Here is a 15,970-nt window from a genome sequence, read left to right as displayed (position 1 = left end):
TTAGACCACACTAGTATATATATTAACAATTAAGGAGAGGTAATATGGATCATAAAAATATGGAAAATCATGATCATCATATGGATAGTAATCATAAACAAATGTCTAATATGTCTAAAGAAGATATGAGTAACATGGATATGTCTTCAATGGACCACGGTTCTATGCCAATGGGACACATGAATCATGGAGATATGAAAAAGAGGTTAATCATTTGTATATTATTGATGATTCCAATCTTACTTTTAACACCTATGATGGGTATGAAGTCATCAGTACTCCATTTACCTTATCAAGAAATAATAGTCTTGATATTTGGTACAATCATCTTTTTCTATGGAGGAAAACCATTTTTTGAGGGAGCAAAATCAGAATTAAAAAATAAAAAACCTGAGATGATGACCTTAGTTACATTAGGTATCTCAGTTTCATATTTATATAGTGTATATTCTACGATTATTAATATGACAGGTGGACATCAAATGGACTTTTGGTGGGAACTTTCTACCTTAATCGTTATCATGTTACTTGGTCATATCATTGAGATGAATGCCATAATGCAGGCTAATTCTAGTATGACTGAGATGGTTAAACTTTTACCTCATGAGGCACATCTTACAAGTGGTAAGGATATTCCCATTAATCAGGTAAAAGTAGGTGATTTTCTTTTGGTTAAGGAAAATGAGAGAGTACCTGCTGATGGGGTGATAACTAGTGATAAGGCCATGCTCGATGAGAGTATGATAACTGGTGAATCGAGTGTCGTGCAAAAGAAAAAAGGACAAGAAGTATTTGCGGGTTCACTCAACAAAAATTACCCATTTGAGTTGAAAGTTACTGTCGTTGGTAAGGATAGCTATTTGTCTCAAGTTGCTAAGCTGGTGGAAGAAGCTCAGGGTAAAAAAAGCAAGGCAGAGACTATGGCTGATAAGGTTTCGGGTTGGTTATTCTATGCTGCCTTAATATTTGCCATCCTAGCCTTAATCGTCTGGTCTGCAATCAACGGTCTCTCATATGGTATCATGATGGCGGTGACAGTGTTAGTAATCGCGTGTCCTCATGCCTTGGGACTTGCCATACCTTTGGTTGTGTCAAGAACGAGTACCCTAGCTGCGAAAAATGGTCTTTTGATTCAAAACCGTGAACCTTTAGAAAATGTGTCTAAGCTCAAGTTCGCCTTAATGGACAAGACAGGAACGCTGACTGATGGAGATTTCAAGGTTCATGATTATATGACTTTTTCTAAAGAATTTAGCCAAAAAGATATAGCGCAAATTATGGCTGCTCTTGAAGAAGGAAGTACTCATCCTCTTGCGCAAGCATTAGTTGAAGCGGTTAGTGATAATTCACTTAAGGCAAATAATATTGAAAATATTCCTGGCGTAGGTATCGAAGGTAATATTTCCGGAAAAGAATATAAAATCGTTAATGAAAAATATTTAAAAGAAAACGGAATAAATTACAATAAAATTGATAATGAAGATAATCTGACAGTTAGCTATCTAATATCTGGAAACGAGGTTATTGGTTTAGCGACACTTGGTGATAAACTTAAACCACAGGCTGCAAAACTTATTAAAGAGTTGAAAAACCGTGGAATTGAACCTGTAATGCTCACTGGTGATAATGAAAAAGCAGCTCAAAAAGTTGCATCAGAATTAGGAATAAATGATTTTAGAGCTCAATTAAAGCCAGAAGATAAAGCAAAAATTGTTAAAGAATATCAAGAAAAAGGTAATGTTCTATTTGTGGGAGATGGGGTTAATGATTCACCGGCCCTTGCTACTAGCGATTTAAGCTTTGCAATTGGAAGTGGGACAAGTGTTGCCATTGCAGCAGCAGATGTAATATTGGTCAATTCTAATCCTGAAGATATAATAAAAATGCTTGACCTTTCTAAAAATTCAAATCGTAAGATGAAAGAAAATTTGTGGTGGGGAGCAGGATACAATATAATTGCCATTCCTCTTGCAGCAGGAGTCTTGGCACCGATAGGAATTGTTCTATCACCAATTGTTGGTGCCATAATAATGAGTTTCTCTACAGTTATCGTAGCCATAAATGCAATGACATTAAAAGTTTAAGACCAACTTTGGGTTGGTTTTTCTTTCTTGTGTTTTACTTGGTTTTTTTGATTTTTGTAATTTTATCTTTGTTATTTATGTTACAATGATTTCAAAGGAGTAAACTAATATGATTTATAAAGTAATATTAACCATGCTAGTGGGAACCTTTGGTGGTTTTCTAGCTAAAAAATTAAAACTTCCAGCCCCTTTTATGACAGGGAGTATGCTTGCAGTAGCAGTCTTTTCCGTAATTAGTGGACAGATGTATGCTCCGACAAACATCAAGTTGTTCGCTCAAATTGTAAGTGGTGCCTTTATCGGTCAGCAAGTGACTAAGAGTGATTTGAAAAATTTTCCAAGCTTGATAAAGCCAATTGCTCTACTGATGTTATTTTTTACAATTAATACCTTTGTAATGGGATTCGTCTTTAGTCATTTTTATGGTATGGATGCAGTAACAGCCCTCTTATCTTGTCTACCAGGTGGTATAATGGACGTCTCACTCATTAGTATAGATATGGGTGCTGACTCAGGTATTGTAGCAGTTATGCAGCTTGCAAGACTCGTTGGTATGCTTTTAATCTTGCCATATTGGACAAAATTTATTATTAATAAATTCGGTAGTCAGGCTGAGAAAAAGAATAGCAATATTGAAGAGATTAAGGAAGAAGAAGAGATACTAGATCAAGAAAGTGACCAAGAAAGTACAGATGATAAATCCTCTGTATTTTCAAATAATGTGTTAGTTTTAATTGTATCAACTACTGGTGGACTTTTAGGAAAATGGATTGGAATTCCTGTTGGAGCATTAATATTTTCTTTGATATTTTCATTGGTCTTAAAGGTAACTAGAGATACAAAACCACTATCAAATTGGATAAGATATATTGCACAAATTTCTGCTGGTTCAATAATTGGCTGTAGCTTTACTAGGGAAAATATGGAACAACTTTCAAAACTGATTATACCTGTAATTCTTTTACTAATAAGTTATTTAGTAGTAAATGTAGTGTTTGCAAGAATAATTTATAAAAGGAACATCCTTGATTTACAATCAGCTTTATTTGCATCATCACCGGCAGGGGCAACAGACATTTCACTCATTGCAGGTGAATTAGGTGGTGACATGCCAAAAATTGCTGGTATTCAAATAAGTAGAACTCTCTACACTGTAATTGTCTTACCATATCTAGTAAGAATATTTTCAGGATTTTTAGAATAAAGTTAAAAAACCGAACGTTAAGATAAAAAAACACCTATATTGGTGTTTTTTTCTTGTGTATATTGAGTAACTTGTATACAATATATAAGGAAGCTTCATTAAAACAGGGATATTTGATGATGAAGTAGCGAAGCCGTTCGCTTTTACGCGTTGGCCAGGTCGGTCCCCTGAACAATAAAGCCTAAGTCAGGAGATAATATGAACAATACACCAGTTTTTGATTACGAGGACATCCAATTAGTACCTAACAAATGTATCATTAAGAGCCGTTCTGAGGCAGATACAAGCGTTAAATTTGGTAAGCATACATTCAGATTACCAGTTGTTCCCGCAAACATGCAAACTATTATTGATGAAGAAATCGCTGAATATCTAGCTAAAAATGATTATTTTTACATCATGCATCGTTTTGATGAAGAAGCTAGAAGACCATTTATTGAAAAAATGAAAGCACAAGGATTAATTTCTTCAATTTCTGTTGGTGTTAAGGATAATGAATACAGATTTATTGATGAACTTGCAGAAGCAGGTTTAGTTCCTGACTATATCACGATTGATATTGCTCATGGTCATTCTGATTCAGTTATCAATATGATTAAATACATTAAAGAAAAACTTCCTGAATCTTTCGTTATTGCAGGGAACGTTGGTACACCAGAAGCAGTACGTGAACTTGAAAATGCCGGTGCAGATGCAACAAAAGTTGGAATTGGTCCCGGTAAAGTATGTATCACTAAAGTTAAAACTGGATTTGGTACAGGTGGATGGCAATTAGCCGCCGTTCGTCTGTGTGCAAAAGCTGCTCGTAAACCAATAATTGCTGACGGAGGAATCCGTACCCATGGTGATATTGCAAAATCAGTGAGATTTGGAGCTAGTATGGTCATGGTTGGATCATTATTTGCAGCACATGAAGAATCACCAGGTAAGACAGTAGAAGTTGATGGACAATTATTCAAAGAATATTATGGTTCAGCAAGTGAATACCAAAAAGGTGAGCATAAAAACGTTGAAGGTAAGAAAATTCTTCTTCCTCATAAAGGTAATTTACAGGATACCCTTACTGAAATGGAACAAGACTTACAGTCTTCAATCTCATACGCAGGTGGAAAAGATTTAGAATCACTTACAAAAGTTGACTATGTAATCGTTAAAAATTCTATTTGGAATGGCGATTCAATTTAATGAAAAAAAATATACTCTTGAATTTTCAAGAGTATATTTTTTATTTGTTGAAATTTAAACTAATTAAAAAGAGACCCGAAGATCTCTTTTTAATTATGCGTGAAGAACTCTATTTAAGAAGTCTTGTAAACGTGGATGTTGTGGGTTATCAAATATTTGTTCAGGTGTCCCATCTTCAAGGATTACTCCTCCATCAGTGAAAAGAACTCTATTAGCAACCTTACGAGCAAATCCCATCTCGTGAGTTACGATTAACATTGTCATACCTTGCTTAGCAAGATCTTGCATAACATCAAGTACATCTCCAACCATTTCTGGGTCAAGAGCACTTGTAGGTTCATCAAAGAGCATTACATCAGGTTCCATTGCTAAGGCACGAGCAATAGCTACACGTTGTTTTTGACCACCTGATAGTGAGTCAGGCATTGCGTCTTTCTTATCAAGAAGACCAACTGTATCAAGAAGTTCCTCGGCTTTTTTACGAGCTTCATCAGGAGTCATTTTCTTAAGTTCAACAGGAGCATAGGTAATGTTATCAATTACACTCATATTTGGGAAAAGATTGAAGTGTTGGAAAACCATCCCAACATTCTGTCTCACTAAGTTCAAATCAGTTTTCTTGTCGGCAAGGTCAAAATTGTTAACTAATACTGAGCCACTTGTAATTTTTTCAAGTCCATTTAATGTTCTAAGAAAAGTTGATTTACCAGAACCTGAAGGACCGATAATACAAACAACATCACCTTCATAGAACTGAGTATTTATACCTTTTAAAACTTCATTTTTACCGAATTTTTTATGTAAATCTTGAACATCAATTTTTAATTTAGCCATTATTTCATGTTCCTTTCTAATCTTCTTGCATAACGGATAAGGATGTAGATTACGATTAAGTAAATCAAACCAACGATTCCGTATACCTTAAATGATTGGAAATTACGGGCAACAATAATTTTACCTGCTTGAAGAAGTTCAACAAGACCAATTGCACTAATGATTGTTGTATCTTTCAAAGTAATAATAAATTGGTTAACTAAACTTGGAATTGTAATTTTAACAGCTTGAGGTAAAATTACTTTTCTCATTGTTCTTGCATAAGGCACACCTAAGCTACGACTAGCTTCCATTTGACCAACTGGAACTGCTTGGACACCAGAACGAACAATTTCAGCGACATATGCTGAAGAGTTAAGTGTTAGGGCGATTACACCAGCTACGAAGTCATTAAGTGGGCTTGCATGACCAGTAAGCATTTCAAGTAAGTTTGGAATTCCGTAGAAGATAAAGATTGCTAGTACCATTAGTGGAACTCCACGTATTAAGTCAACGTATAATTCTGTTATTTTACGTAAGAATCCGCTTGGGCTTACTGAGAACAATCCGAAGATAATACCAATAATTAAAGCTAGGATAAATGAAACAACTGCTAGAAGGATTGTAACACCAAGTCCTTTTAATAATTGTTGCCAGTTATTTTTAAGAATTCCAATCACTGTTGACTCATCAGCGCCTTTATTAGAAGTTTGATTATCTCCAACATATTTATCTAAAATCTTATCGTATTGTCCATTAGATTTTAGTTCAGATAATCCATTGTTAAACATTTCAATAAGTTCTGGATTAGTTCCTTTTTTAACTGCGAATCCGTATTCCCCAATTTTTTCAGGTTTAATAGGAGTTGAGAATTTTCTACCTTGTTTGATTGCGTATTTAACAACAGGTTCATCATCCATGAATGCATCGATACTTGAAGTATTTAAACTTTCATACATTGTATCTGCTGTATCAAATACTTTTATTTTGTAACCATATTTATCTTTATTTTTTTCAAGGAAATCTTGAGAGGCCGTACCATTTTTTACTCCGACTGTTAATCCTTTAAGATCTTCATATGATTTTACTTTGTCATTTCCTTCTTTAACTGCGATTGTTGAATTAGCAGTAAAGTAAGGTTCAGAGAAATCAAATACTTTTTTACGTTCGTCAGTTATTGACATACCGGCAATCATACCATCTGCTTGATTAGCAAGAGTTTGGTCAACTGCAGTTTGGAATCCGACAAAGTTCATTTTAACATTGAAACCTTGATCTTGAGAAATTGCATTCATCAGATCAACATCAATACCTACATATTTTTTGCTAGAATCTTGGAATTCAAATGGAGCAAATAAACTATCACTTGAAATATTATATTGATTTTTTACAGGTGTTGCTTTTTTAGTTTCTTTTGCAGAATCTTTATTATCAGATTTTCCAATATACTTTGCAACTATTTCATCGTACTCACCACTAGCTTTTAATTCAGCAAGTGAGTCGTTGAATTGTTTAATCAATTCAGGATGAGTTCCTTTTTTAACTGCAAAGCCATATCCACCGATAGGTTCAGCATCCATATTAATGGCAATATCTTTACCTTGAGTAGCAGTATAGGCTAAAACTGGTTTTTCATCCATTACAGCATCAACGTCACCAATCTTAAGGCTATCAAGCATTTGAGATGCTTCATTGAATGTTTTTACCTTATAACCATATTCTTTTTCATGTTTTAAGATGAAATCTTGTGAAATGGTGCTGTTTTTTACACCAACTGTTTTTCCTTTTAATTCTTCATAAGATTTAATAGGTTTTTCTTTTGTAGTAGCGATTACGATTTCAGATTTGTAATATTGATCTGAGAAATCAAAAGTTTTTTTACGGTCGTCTGTAATAGACATACCAGCGATAACACCATCAACTTGTCCAGCAAGTAGAGAGTTAATAGCAGCGTCATAACCAGGATTTGTAAGCTCTATGTCCCAATTATTCATTTCAGCGACTTTATTAATTAAGTCAATGTCGATACCAACATACTTCTTATCTGAATCTTGAAATTCAAATGGTGCGTTGGTTGAGTCACTAGCGATTTTAACTTTTTTCTCATCAGCATTGGCTGTAAAAACTGAGAAAAATGAAAATAAAAACGTTATAATAACTAAAAATTTTTTATTCATTTTTTCCTCCAAAAATTTTTATACTTTAAATTATACCAAAAAAAATTGAACGTGTCAGAAATTATGACATATAAAAAGAATGATAACGTTTTAATTATCATTCTTTTGTTTAATATTAATCAGCAACTGTAAGTTCGCTACCATTTCGATAAACACCTTCAGGCATCTCCCAATCATTATTTGGAACATTTTGAGATAAATATTTCATCATTTCTCTGTAAACATCAAGTGCAATCTCAAGTTTTTGTCCATATAGAGGAATCATTCTATTCTTATATCCAGTCCATACAGCCATTGAGTAGTTAGTAGTATAGCCAACAAAGTTTTCATCTGGTGCAATTGTACCGCCAGATGGAATATATTGACCATAATCCTCTAAAATTGTCTCTGCAGCAGTGTCATCATAATTACTTGTACCAGTTTTACCTGCTTGAATCAGCCCAGGAATATATCCGTTAGTCATAGTTCCGCCAGTAATAACACCCTTAAGCATATCAGTTACGACATATGCGCTTGTTTCTTTCATTGCTCTTACTTTTTCAGGTTTTAAGTTTGTCTCTTTACCTTCATCATCAACTATTTTTGTAACATAATATGGTTTGGTGTACATGCCTCCACTTGCTAAAGCTGCATAAGCAGCAGCCATTTTTTCAGAACTTGCACCCCATTTTTTACCACTACCTCTATTGTTACTTGAAATCGCATTAGAATATTGAAGACTTGGCTCAAAGTTGAAATTCATTTTCTCTAAGAAATTTTGAGAATTCTCAAGTCCAACAGCCTCCAAGGTTTTAGCTGCAGGTATGTTCCTTGATAAAACAAGTGCATTCCTAACAGTCATTTGACCCATATATTTACGATCCCAGTCATATAAAATATTACCATCAGGATAATAGTATGGTGTATCTAAGATATATGTACCAGTTGATTTATATGTTCCATACTCATACGCAGGCGCATAGTCAACTAGTGGTTTCATTGTAGAACCCCAATCACGGTCTGTGTTTACTGCTTGGTTATTACCAAATACAGTTCCAGGATCTTGTTTGCGAGCTCCAATTTGTGCAGTTACTGCGCCTGTTTTTACATCTACTATAGTAGATGCAACCTGCATATCTTCATCTGGATATGCAACATAATCATTACTGTTTACTAATTCATAAAGATATCTTTGAGCATTGCTATCTAATGTAGTATATACTTTTAATCCACCAGCTGTAATATCTTGTCCAGTATCTTCTTTTACTTGCTCAATTACTTGTTTAAGGAAGTTATCTGCGAATGCAGGGATCGTGATAGAAGGTGTTAATTGTTTAAGCCCTGAATCAATGGGTGTTTCAACAGCTTTATTGTAGTCATCTTTAGAAATTTTTTCATATTCTAACATTGATGAGAGTACAGTATCACGTCTTTTCTTTGCACCATCCGGGTTTGTATAAGGATTATATCCATTTGGAGATTGCGGCATTCCAGCGAGTAAAGCTATTTGCGGTAATGAAAGATCTTTTAATTCCTTTCCATAATAAGCCTTTGATGCTGTTCGCATACCATAGTATCCATTTGCCATAAACACTTTATTTATATACTGAGTAAGAATTTCTTCTTTAGATTCTTTACGTTCTAACTGAACAGAAAGCCAAGCTTCTTGAGCTTTACGTCTGACATTTTGATCAGTCTTGCTTGTTGAAAAGTAAGAAAGTTTTATAAGCTGTTGTGTTAATGTTGAGCCACCTTGAGTAGTATCATTTTTTGCATTGTGAACAACACTACCAATAATACGTACAGGATCAACACCGCGATGATTAAAGAAGCGATGATCTTCTATTGAAGTGATAGCATCGACAAGAGTAATTGGAATTTCATTAGTAGCTACCAAATCACGTTTTTCTTCACCTAAATCCGCAATAACCTTCCCATCTTTATCATATATAATTGATGATGGTTTACTTTCAAGTTTAGAAACTTCAAGTTTAGGCGCAGATTTTGCATAACTAATGAATAAAATACTACCCACTAAAAATGCTAAAATAAAAAGTGATAAAAATATGATTAGTGCATACTTTAAGATTTTTCGAATAAGTTTATTCTGATTTTTAGATTTACCATCAGAACTATTCATTGTGGTGTCCCCCTAAATATAGATTGTTAATTATTTTTAAATATGGAATTCTAGGAATTTGATTCATTTCAATTAAGTAACCATGTTCCCTAATGTAAGACAGTGGTATTGATTTTTTACCATCAGTACTATCGTAATAGGATATTAAATAGATTGAGTCTAAATAATATGTTTCTTTCAATTTAGAAAAATGAAATAGTACAAACGATATACCATTTTGATTTCTTACATTTTCCATATGTCTAATTTGATGCTCATGAAAATTTTTCATTGGAAATGTAGTTAATTGATTAGTTTCCTTAGCCTCAAAGTCTATATATCTTCCTTTATATACACCTGAGAAATCAGTAGTAGAAGCTTGTTTAAAATATGCTTCTACAATTTTTGCACGGCTTCTTCTAGGATAGTCAACTTTTACTATCTGAATTGGAGTTGGTTTTTTATGGATTACAGCAATACCATGGCTTAAGTAGTATTCATTTGTAGCATTTATTTCCGACTCAAAACTCATTCCTCGATTAGCAAAATTAATTTTTTTATTTTTGCTATCTTCCTTTTTAAAAGGAGTAGATTTCCTAATACCATTTGGATATTTCACTAGAGAACTCCTTAGTTTTTGTGTTTACTATTTGCCAAAAAACCTTTGACATAGTTATAATGATTATAACATAAAAAAAAATAAATGGGGCAGATAAAAAAGATGAAAAGTTTACTGATTTGTGGATATAAAGATTACGAGATAGGGATATTTAAAAACACAGACCCTAGAATTGAAGTAATAAAAAGTTGTATAAAAAAATATTTATTAAGATTTATTGATGAAGGTGTTGAATGGCTTATTTTCTCTGGAAATAAAGGTTTTGAGTATTGGGTTTTTGAAGTTGCCAATGAGCTTAAAGAGAATTGTGATTTACATTTAGCTGTCATATTTAATTTTAAGACGCAAGGTGAAAATTGGAATGAAGAAGGGAAAGCGATAATTTCAGAATATCTTAAGGCAGATTTCGTACAATATGCTTATGATAGGTACGAAAATCCAGGCCAATTCAAGGAATATAATGAGTTTTTATTGAATCATACTGATGGATGCTTTTATTTTTATGATCAAGAGCATGAAACAAACTTGAAATACATTTTAAAATTATTTATAAAAAAAGATGGATATGAAAGTTTTGGCATCGATTTTGAACAGCTTGAGGAAACTGCTAGAGATATAAATAACAACTATTAATCTTGAAAGCTTACATGCTTTCTGATAGAATTGTTTTGAGATAATCATAATTATACCAAGGAGATATTAATGGCGAATTACAATTATACACCTAAAGATATATATGAAATTCATTTTGATAAAAAAATGAGAGGTTTTGATCCTGAGCAAGTTGATACAGTACTTGATGAAATTATTAGGGATTATGAGACATATGAAGATGAGATATTGAGTTTAAGAGAGGAGAATGAGTTTCTTCGTTCAAAAATCTCAAAAATGCAAGAAAAACCTAATAATGCTGAAGATGGTGACACAAAACGTATTGAACCCGCTCAAATAATAGCAGCTACAGAAAAAGCAAAGCAAATTGCACCAAAAAGACAATACCAAGAAGGTTCAAATTTTGATGTTTTGAAGAGACTATCACGTTTAGAAATGGCTGTTTTTGGGACTCAAAATAAAAAAATTGAAGATACTAATGAATTAATACAGCATAATTAATTAAAGAATCTTTGATTTTCTTTAATAATTTGTTATAATGATGAAGCAATTTTCGGATAATCGCACTATTTTAATATGGTGAGGAAAGTCCATGCTCGCACAAGCTGAGATGCTTGTAGTGTTTGTGCTAGGTGAAATAATAAGCCTAGGGACGGAAGTTACGGCTGAGAAATTCACTAAGTATAGTTATATATATGTGAAAAGTATCTGTAAAAGTGCCAAAGAGACGAGTTTAACTAGAAATGGTTAAGATGGAACGTGGTAAACCCCTCAAGCGAGCAACCCAAACTTTGGTAGGGGCACTTGTTAAGCGGAATTGAACGCAAGACGAGGTCGATAAGACAGACAGATGATTATCGAAGGTGTAATACCTGGTTACACTGGAACAAAACATGGCTTATAGAAAATTGTTTTACAGGATATGGCTGGGTTTTGCTCAGCCATTTTTTTAAGAATAGGAATAAATATGACTAAAAATTATAAGTTGGTAGCAACAAGTGCGGCGGGTATTGAATCACTTGTATCCAGAGAACTAAGAGAATTAGGAATCGAGAATAGAATTGATGAAAATTCTAGAGTTCTTTTTTCTGGTGGAAATGATACAATTGCTCTAGCAAATTTATGGCTTAGGACAGCAGATCGCGTAAAAATTATTGTTGGTGAGTTTGAAGCAAATACATTTGAAGAATTATTTCAAGGTGTTTTATCGATAGACTGGCAAGAATATTTGCCACTTGGCTACGCTTTTCCAATTACAAAAGCAAAATCAGTAAAGTCTACACTTCATAATGAGCCAAGTATTCAAGCAATAACTAAAAAAGCAATTGTGAAAAAATTACAAACACATTTTCATCGTCCAGATGGTGTGCCACTTATTGAAAATGGTCCTACAGTACCAATTGAAGTAAGTGTACATAAAAATAAAGCTACAATATTAATTGATACAAGTGGCGAAAGTTTATTTAAACGCGGATATCGAATAGACAAAGGTGGAGCACCAATTAAAGAAAATATGGCTGCTTCAATAATTATGCTTACTAATTGGCGAGTTAATATGAAGCGTCCATTTGTTGATCCCACTTGTGGTAGTGGAACGTTTCCAATAGAAGCAGCAATGATTGCTAGAAATATTGCACCTGGATTAAGACGTAATTTCATTTGTGAAGAGTGGAACTGGTTTGGTAAGGATACATTTAATAAACTTAGAGTTGAAGCAAAGGACAGAATAAATAAAGATATTGAGCTAGATATTTCTGGATTTGATATCGATGGACGTATGATTGAAATTGCTAAGGAGAATGCAAAAGTTGCAGGAGTTTCTGATGATATCAATTTTAAGCAGATGCGTTTACAAGATTTTCGTACTGACAAGGAAGATGGTGTGATTGTCTCTAATCCTCCTTATGGAGAACGACTTCTTAAGTTTGAAGATGTAAAAGTCCTTTATAAAGAAATGGGTGAGGTATTTAGACCACTCACAACATGGAGTAAATACATTTTAACCAGTGATTTGATGTTCGAAGAAAAATATGGTCAGAAGGCAACTAAAAAACGTAAATTATATAATGGAACTTTGCGTGTTGATTTATATCAATATTTTGGGAAGAGAAAATGACAGAGAAAGATAAAATAACTGATAAAGAAAAAGAAGAATTGTCTACTGAGTCTGCGGTAGCTAAAAAAGAAATAAATGCAGATAATTCGTCAGATAAACAAGTGCTAAAGGATGCTACCAGTAATAGTTCTCTCGTTAGCGAGACTGTTGATGAAAATGCAGATGATGAATCGAAAGTTCACAAAGAAAAAGTTTTAGATTTTTCAAAAGCATCTGATTTAACAATTGAGGAAATCAAAGATATAGCAGAGAAACAGGAAAGTATTAATAAGGAAAATGAATCTGTTTTAGATGCATATATTAGGCAACATCGTGGTGAAATAGAAGCCAGCAAGAAGATTCGCAAAGAAGATATAATTGAACATTTAAAAGATCTAGAAGAAAAAAATCCTTCAACTATTTCTGAAGATGTTTTGGATGATGAGACGAAGATTCCAGGTAATGTTGTAAATTTAATTATTGAAAAGGGTTCTGATCAGGGTAAAGAACATAATTCTGATACTCTTGATGATTCAAACGACTCAAAAGACAATTCAAGGAGTGAGGAATCTAAAACAAAATCAAGAAAGACATTGATATATATATTTCTTGCATTATTAGCACTTTTTTCAGCGGGAGGTATAGCTGTCACGCAAGCAAATAAAAAAGCAGCGATGGAGCGCGAAGAACAAGCTCTCAAAGTGGCAAATATAAAGAAAAAAGAAAATAATTTTGAAACTTTATATGATAGTTTCTACACTAATGATAAGCATACAGCTTTAAAAAATGAGAATATAGATAAATTTAATGACATTAAAGACTCATTATCAAAAACAAAGGATAGTGAAAAGTATGATGAGTATAAGGGTCAGGTAGATAATTTGAAGAAACAAATTGAATCACTAAATGTAATAAATTCAAAATTTAATAAGCCTGTTATAGTAGATGGTAAACTAATTAAAGATGCGCATGCAAAACCAAATGTGGATTTTATTGTAAATAAATCTGGTCTAACTGAGCTCGACCAGACAATCGATCAAGCAGTTGCAATGGGTAAAAAGCAACAAGCAGAAGATATTAAGAAGGCTGAAGAAGCAAAGAAGAAAGCTGAGCAAGATAAAAAGAAAGCCGAAGAAGCAAAGAAAAAAGCTGATGATGAAAAAAAAGCTCGGGATGCAGCTGCACAGCAAGCCCAAGCACAACAAGCTCAAGCAGAACAAGATCAAGCTAGTCAAGTTGTTCAACAATCAGCAGCAAGCAATCAGGCACAAGGAGGGACTGATAATCTCTCGCGAGTACCTATAAACCAAGCAGCAATTGATGATACATCTAATGCTGCTTGGTTATGGAAAGACGGTGTACTTGATGGCATTGTAAATACATCAAGACAGCGTGGTTACTTCAAAGGAAATGAATATTATGTTACTCCTGCAAATATTATAAATGGCAATGGTTACTATAATATGTATAAATCAGATGGAACATATTTATTTAGTATTAATTGTAAGACTGGTTATTACTTTGGTAATGGCTCATCTGAAAGTCCAGGAAAAAATTCCGATTTTTAATATTTAAGCATTTTTTCTTAACTATCCAATCAAATTATAGTTTAAAGTTCGTAAATCGCCAATCATTTGGTGGTTTTTTCTTTTTAGACTTGACTAATTACGAAAATTACTTAATAATAGTAGTATCAAATTAATATAGGAGAAAAAATGTTAGAACGTTATACTCGCCCTGAAATGGGAGCAATTTGGACTGAGGAAAATAAATATCGCGCATGGCTTGAAGTTGAAATTTTAGCCGATGAGGCATGGGCAGAACTTGGTGAAATTCCAACTGAAGACGTTGCAAAAATTCGTGAAAATGCTGATTTTGACATTAATCGTATTTTAGAAATTGAAAAAGAAACTCGACATGACGTTGTGGCATTCACAAGGGCGGTATCTGAAACTCTAGGCGATGAAAGAAAATGGGTTCATTATGGACTTACATCTACTGACGTTGTTGATACAGCATATGGTTATTTATATAAACAAGCAAATGATATTTTAAGACAAGATTTAAAAAACTTTTTAGAAATTATTGGTAATAAGGCTCGTGATCATAAGTACACTGTAATGATGGGACGTACGCATGGTGTGCACGCTGAACCAACAACATTCGGCCTTAAACTTGCTACTTGGTATTCAGAAATGAAGCGTAACATTGAAAGATTTGAGGCAGCAGCAAAAGGTGTTGAAGCGGGTAAAATTTCAGGTGCCGTGGGTACTTTTGCAAATATTCCTCCATTCGTTGAGGAATATGTTTGTAATAAATTAGGGATTCGAGCTCAAGAGATTTCAACTCAAGTACTACCTAGAGACTTGCACGCTGAATACTTTTCAACACTTGCTATTATTGCAACAAGCATTGAAAGAATGGCAACTGAAATTCGTGGTCTTCAAAAATCGGAACAACGTGAAGTTGAAGAGTTCTTTGCTAAGGGTCAAAAAGGATCTTCAGCAATGCCACACAAACGTAATCCGATTGGTTCTGAAAACATGACAGGGCTTGCGCGTGTTGTACGTGGACATGCTGTTACAGCTTTTGAAGATATTGCACTTTGGCATGAACGTGATATTTCTCATTCATCAGCTGAAAGAATTATTGCACCTGATACAACTATTTTAGTTGATTATATGCTAAATCGTTTTGGGAATATTGTTAAGAACTTGACTGTTTTCCCTGAAAATATGCGTCGAAATATGGATGCTACTTTTGGTTTAATTTATAGTCAGCATGTAATGCTCAAATTAATTGAAAAAGGAATGGCTCGTGAAGCTGCATATGATTTAGTCCAACCACTAACAGCTAAATCTTGGGATGGGCAAGTGATGTTCCGACCTTTAGTTGAAGAAAATGAACAAATTCGTCAATATTTAACTGATGAGGATATTGATGCAGCCTTTGATTATAACTATCACTTAAAACGTGTTGATGAAATCTTTGATAGAGTAGGATTATAATTTATATTTATATAACTACTATTTTCTGAAAAAGTGAGAAAAACTCACTTTTTTTTGATACAATATATTAAAATC

The 15,970-nt window shown here is 33.6% G+C and carries 13 protein-coding genes and 1 other RNA gene; 10 read left to right on the top strand and 4 right to left on the bottom strand.

The window, feature by feature from the left end; translation table 11 throughout:
• Positions 1 to 44: 44 nt before the first annotated feature.
• The 4 genes from BG261_RS00815 to guaC all read left to right on the top strand — a co-directional run bounded on the left by BG261_RS00815 (position 45) and on the right by guaC (position 4,473).
• Positions 45 to 2,084 carry a copper-translocating P-type ATPase gene (locus BG261_RS00815; RefSeq protein WP_099098621.1) on the top strand — a complete coding sequence of 680 codons (2,040 nt, stop codon included), beginning with the start codon at positions 45 to 47 and terminating at the stop codon, positions 2,082 to 2,084.
• A gap of 112 nt (positions 2,085 to 2,196) precedes the next feature.
• Positions 2,197 to 3,288 carry an AbrB family transcriptional regulator gene (locus BG261_RS00810; protein WP_414653939.1) on the top strand — a complete coding sequence of 364 codons (1,092 nt, stop codon included), beginning with the start codon at positions 2,197 to 2,199 and terminating at the stop codon, positions 3,286 to 3,288.
• A gap of 38 nt (positions 3,289 to 3,326) precedes the next feature.
• On the top strand, positions 3,327 to 3,416 hold the full coding sequence (locus BG261_RS11720; protein WP_075201831.1) for a DUF1563 domain-containing protein: 90 nt from the start codon (positions 3,327 to 3,329) through the stop codon (positions 3,414 to 3,416).
• Positions 3,417 to 3,486: 70 nt separating this feature from the next.
• Positions 3,487 to 4,473: a GMP reductase gene (gene guaC, locus BG261_RS00805; RefSeq protein WP_070791256.1), complete on the top strand. Its 987-nt coding sequence runs from the start codon at positions 3,487 to 3,489 to the stop codon at positions 4,471 to 4,473.
• Positions 4,474 to 4,566: 93 nt separating this feature from the next.
• Here guaC and BG261_RS00800 read toward each other — a convergent pair whose 3' ends face one another.
• The 4 genes from BG261_RS00800 to recU all read right to left on the bottom strand — a co-directional run bounded on the left by BG261_RS00800 (position 4,567) and on the right by recU (position 10,180).
• Positions 4,567 to 5,307: an amino acid ABC transporter ATP-binding protein gene (locus BG261_RS00800; RefSeq protein WP_070791254.1), complete on the bottom strand. Its 741-nt coding sequence runs from the start codon at positions 5,305 to 5,307 to the stop codon at positions 4,567 to 4,569.
• Positions 5,307 to 7,463, bottom strand: a complete 2,157-nt coding sequence (locus BG261_RS00795) for an ABC transporter substrate-binding protein/permease (protein WP_070791252.1) — start codon at positions 7,461 to 7,463, stop codon at positions 5,307 to 5,309. Before BG261_RS00795 ends, BG261_RS00800 begins: the two co-directional genes overlap by 1 nt.
• Before the next feature lie 115 nt (positions 7,464 to 7,578).
• Positions 7,579 to 9,582 (bottom strand): transglycosylase domain-containing protein, encoded by a 2,004-nt coding sequence (locus tag BG261_RS00790; RefSeq protein WP_070791250.1) that lies wholly within the window; start codon positions 9,580 to 9,582, stop codon positions 7,579 to 7,581.
• A complete protein-coding gene (recU, locus tag BG261_RS00785; RefSeq protein ID WP_070791248.1) occupies positions 9,575 to 10,180 on the bottom strand; it encodes a Holliday junction resolvase RecU in 606 nt (201 codons plus the stop codon). Before recU ends, BG261_RS00790 begins: the two co-directional genes overlap by 8 nt.
• A 102-nt stretch (positions 10,181 to 10,282) precedes the next feature.
• On the opposite strand from recU, the gene BG261_RS00780 reads away from it, so the two are divergent.
• The 6 genes from BG261_RS00780 (at position 10,283) to purB (ending at position 15,895) form a co-directional block, all read left to right on the top strand.
• Entirely contained in the window at positions 10,283 to 10,813 is a 531-nt protein-coding gene (locus tag BG261_RS00780; RefSeq protein ID WP_070791246.1) for an SLOG family protein, read from the top strand.
• A gap of 69 nt (positions 10,814 to 10,882) precedes the next feature.
• The gene (gene gpsB / locus BG261_RS00775) at positions 10,883 to 11,293 is read left to right on the top strand and encodes a cell division regulator GpsB (protein ID WP_070791245.1); all 411 of its coding nucleotides are present in this window, start codon (positions 10,883 to 10,885) and stop codon (positions 11,291 to 11,293) included.
• Between the two features lie 48 nt (positions 11,294 to 11,341).
• Positions 11,342 to 11,698, top strand: an RNA gene (gene rnpB, locus BG261_RS00770) — RNase P RNA component class B.
• 61 nt (positions 11,699 to 11,759) lie between these two features.
• Positions 11,760 to 12,908, top strand: coding sequence for a THUMP domain-containing class I SAM-dependent RNA methyltransferase (locus tag BG261_RS00765; protein ID WP_070791242.1), 1,149 nt, complete (start codon positions 11,760 to 11,762; stop codon positions 12,906 to 12,908).
• A complete protein-coding gene (locus BG261_RS00760) occupies positions 12,905 to 14,455 on the top strand; it encodes a cell division site-positioning protein MapZ family protein (RefSeq protein WP_070791241.1) in 1,551 nt (516 codons plus the stop codon). The genes BG261_RS00765 and BG261_RS00760 overlap by 4 nt, the downstream gene beginning before the upstream one ends.
• Positions 14,456 to 14,602: 147 nt before the next feature.
• Positions 14,603 to 15,895 (top strand): adenylosuccinate lyase, encoded by a 1,293-nt coding sequence (gene purB, locus BG261_RS00755; protein WP_070791239.1) that lies wholly within the window; start codon positions 14,603 to 14,605, stop codon positions 15,893 to 15,895.
• Positions 15,896 to 15,970 lie beyond the last annotated feature (75 nt).

It is taken from the genome of Floricoccus tropicus, assembly GCF_001832905.1.
Taxonomy (GTDB): domain Bacteria; phylum Bacillota; class Bacilli; order Lactobacillales; family Streptococcaceae; genus Floricoccus; species Floricoccus tropicus.
This window is presented reverse-complemented; position numbering and strand designations above follow the sequence as displayed.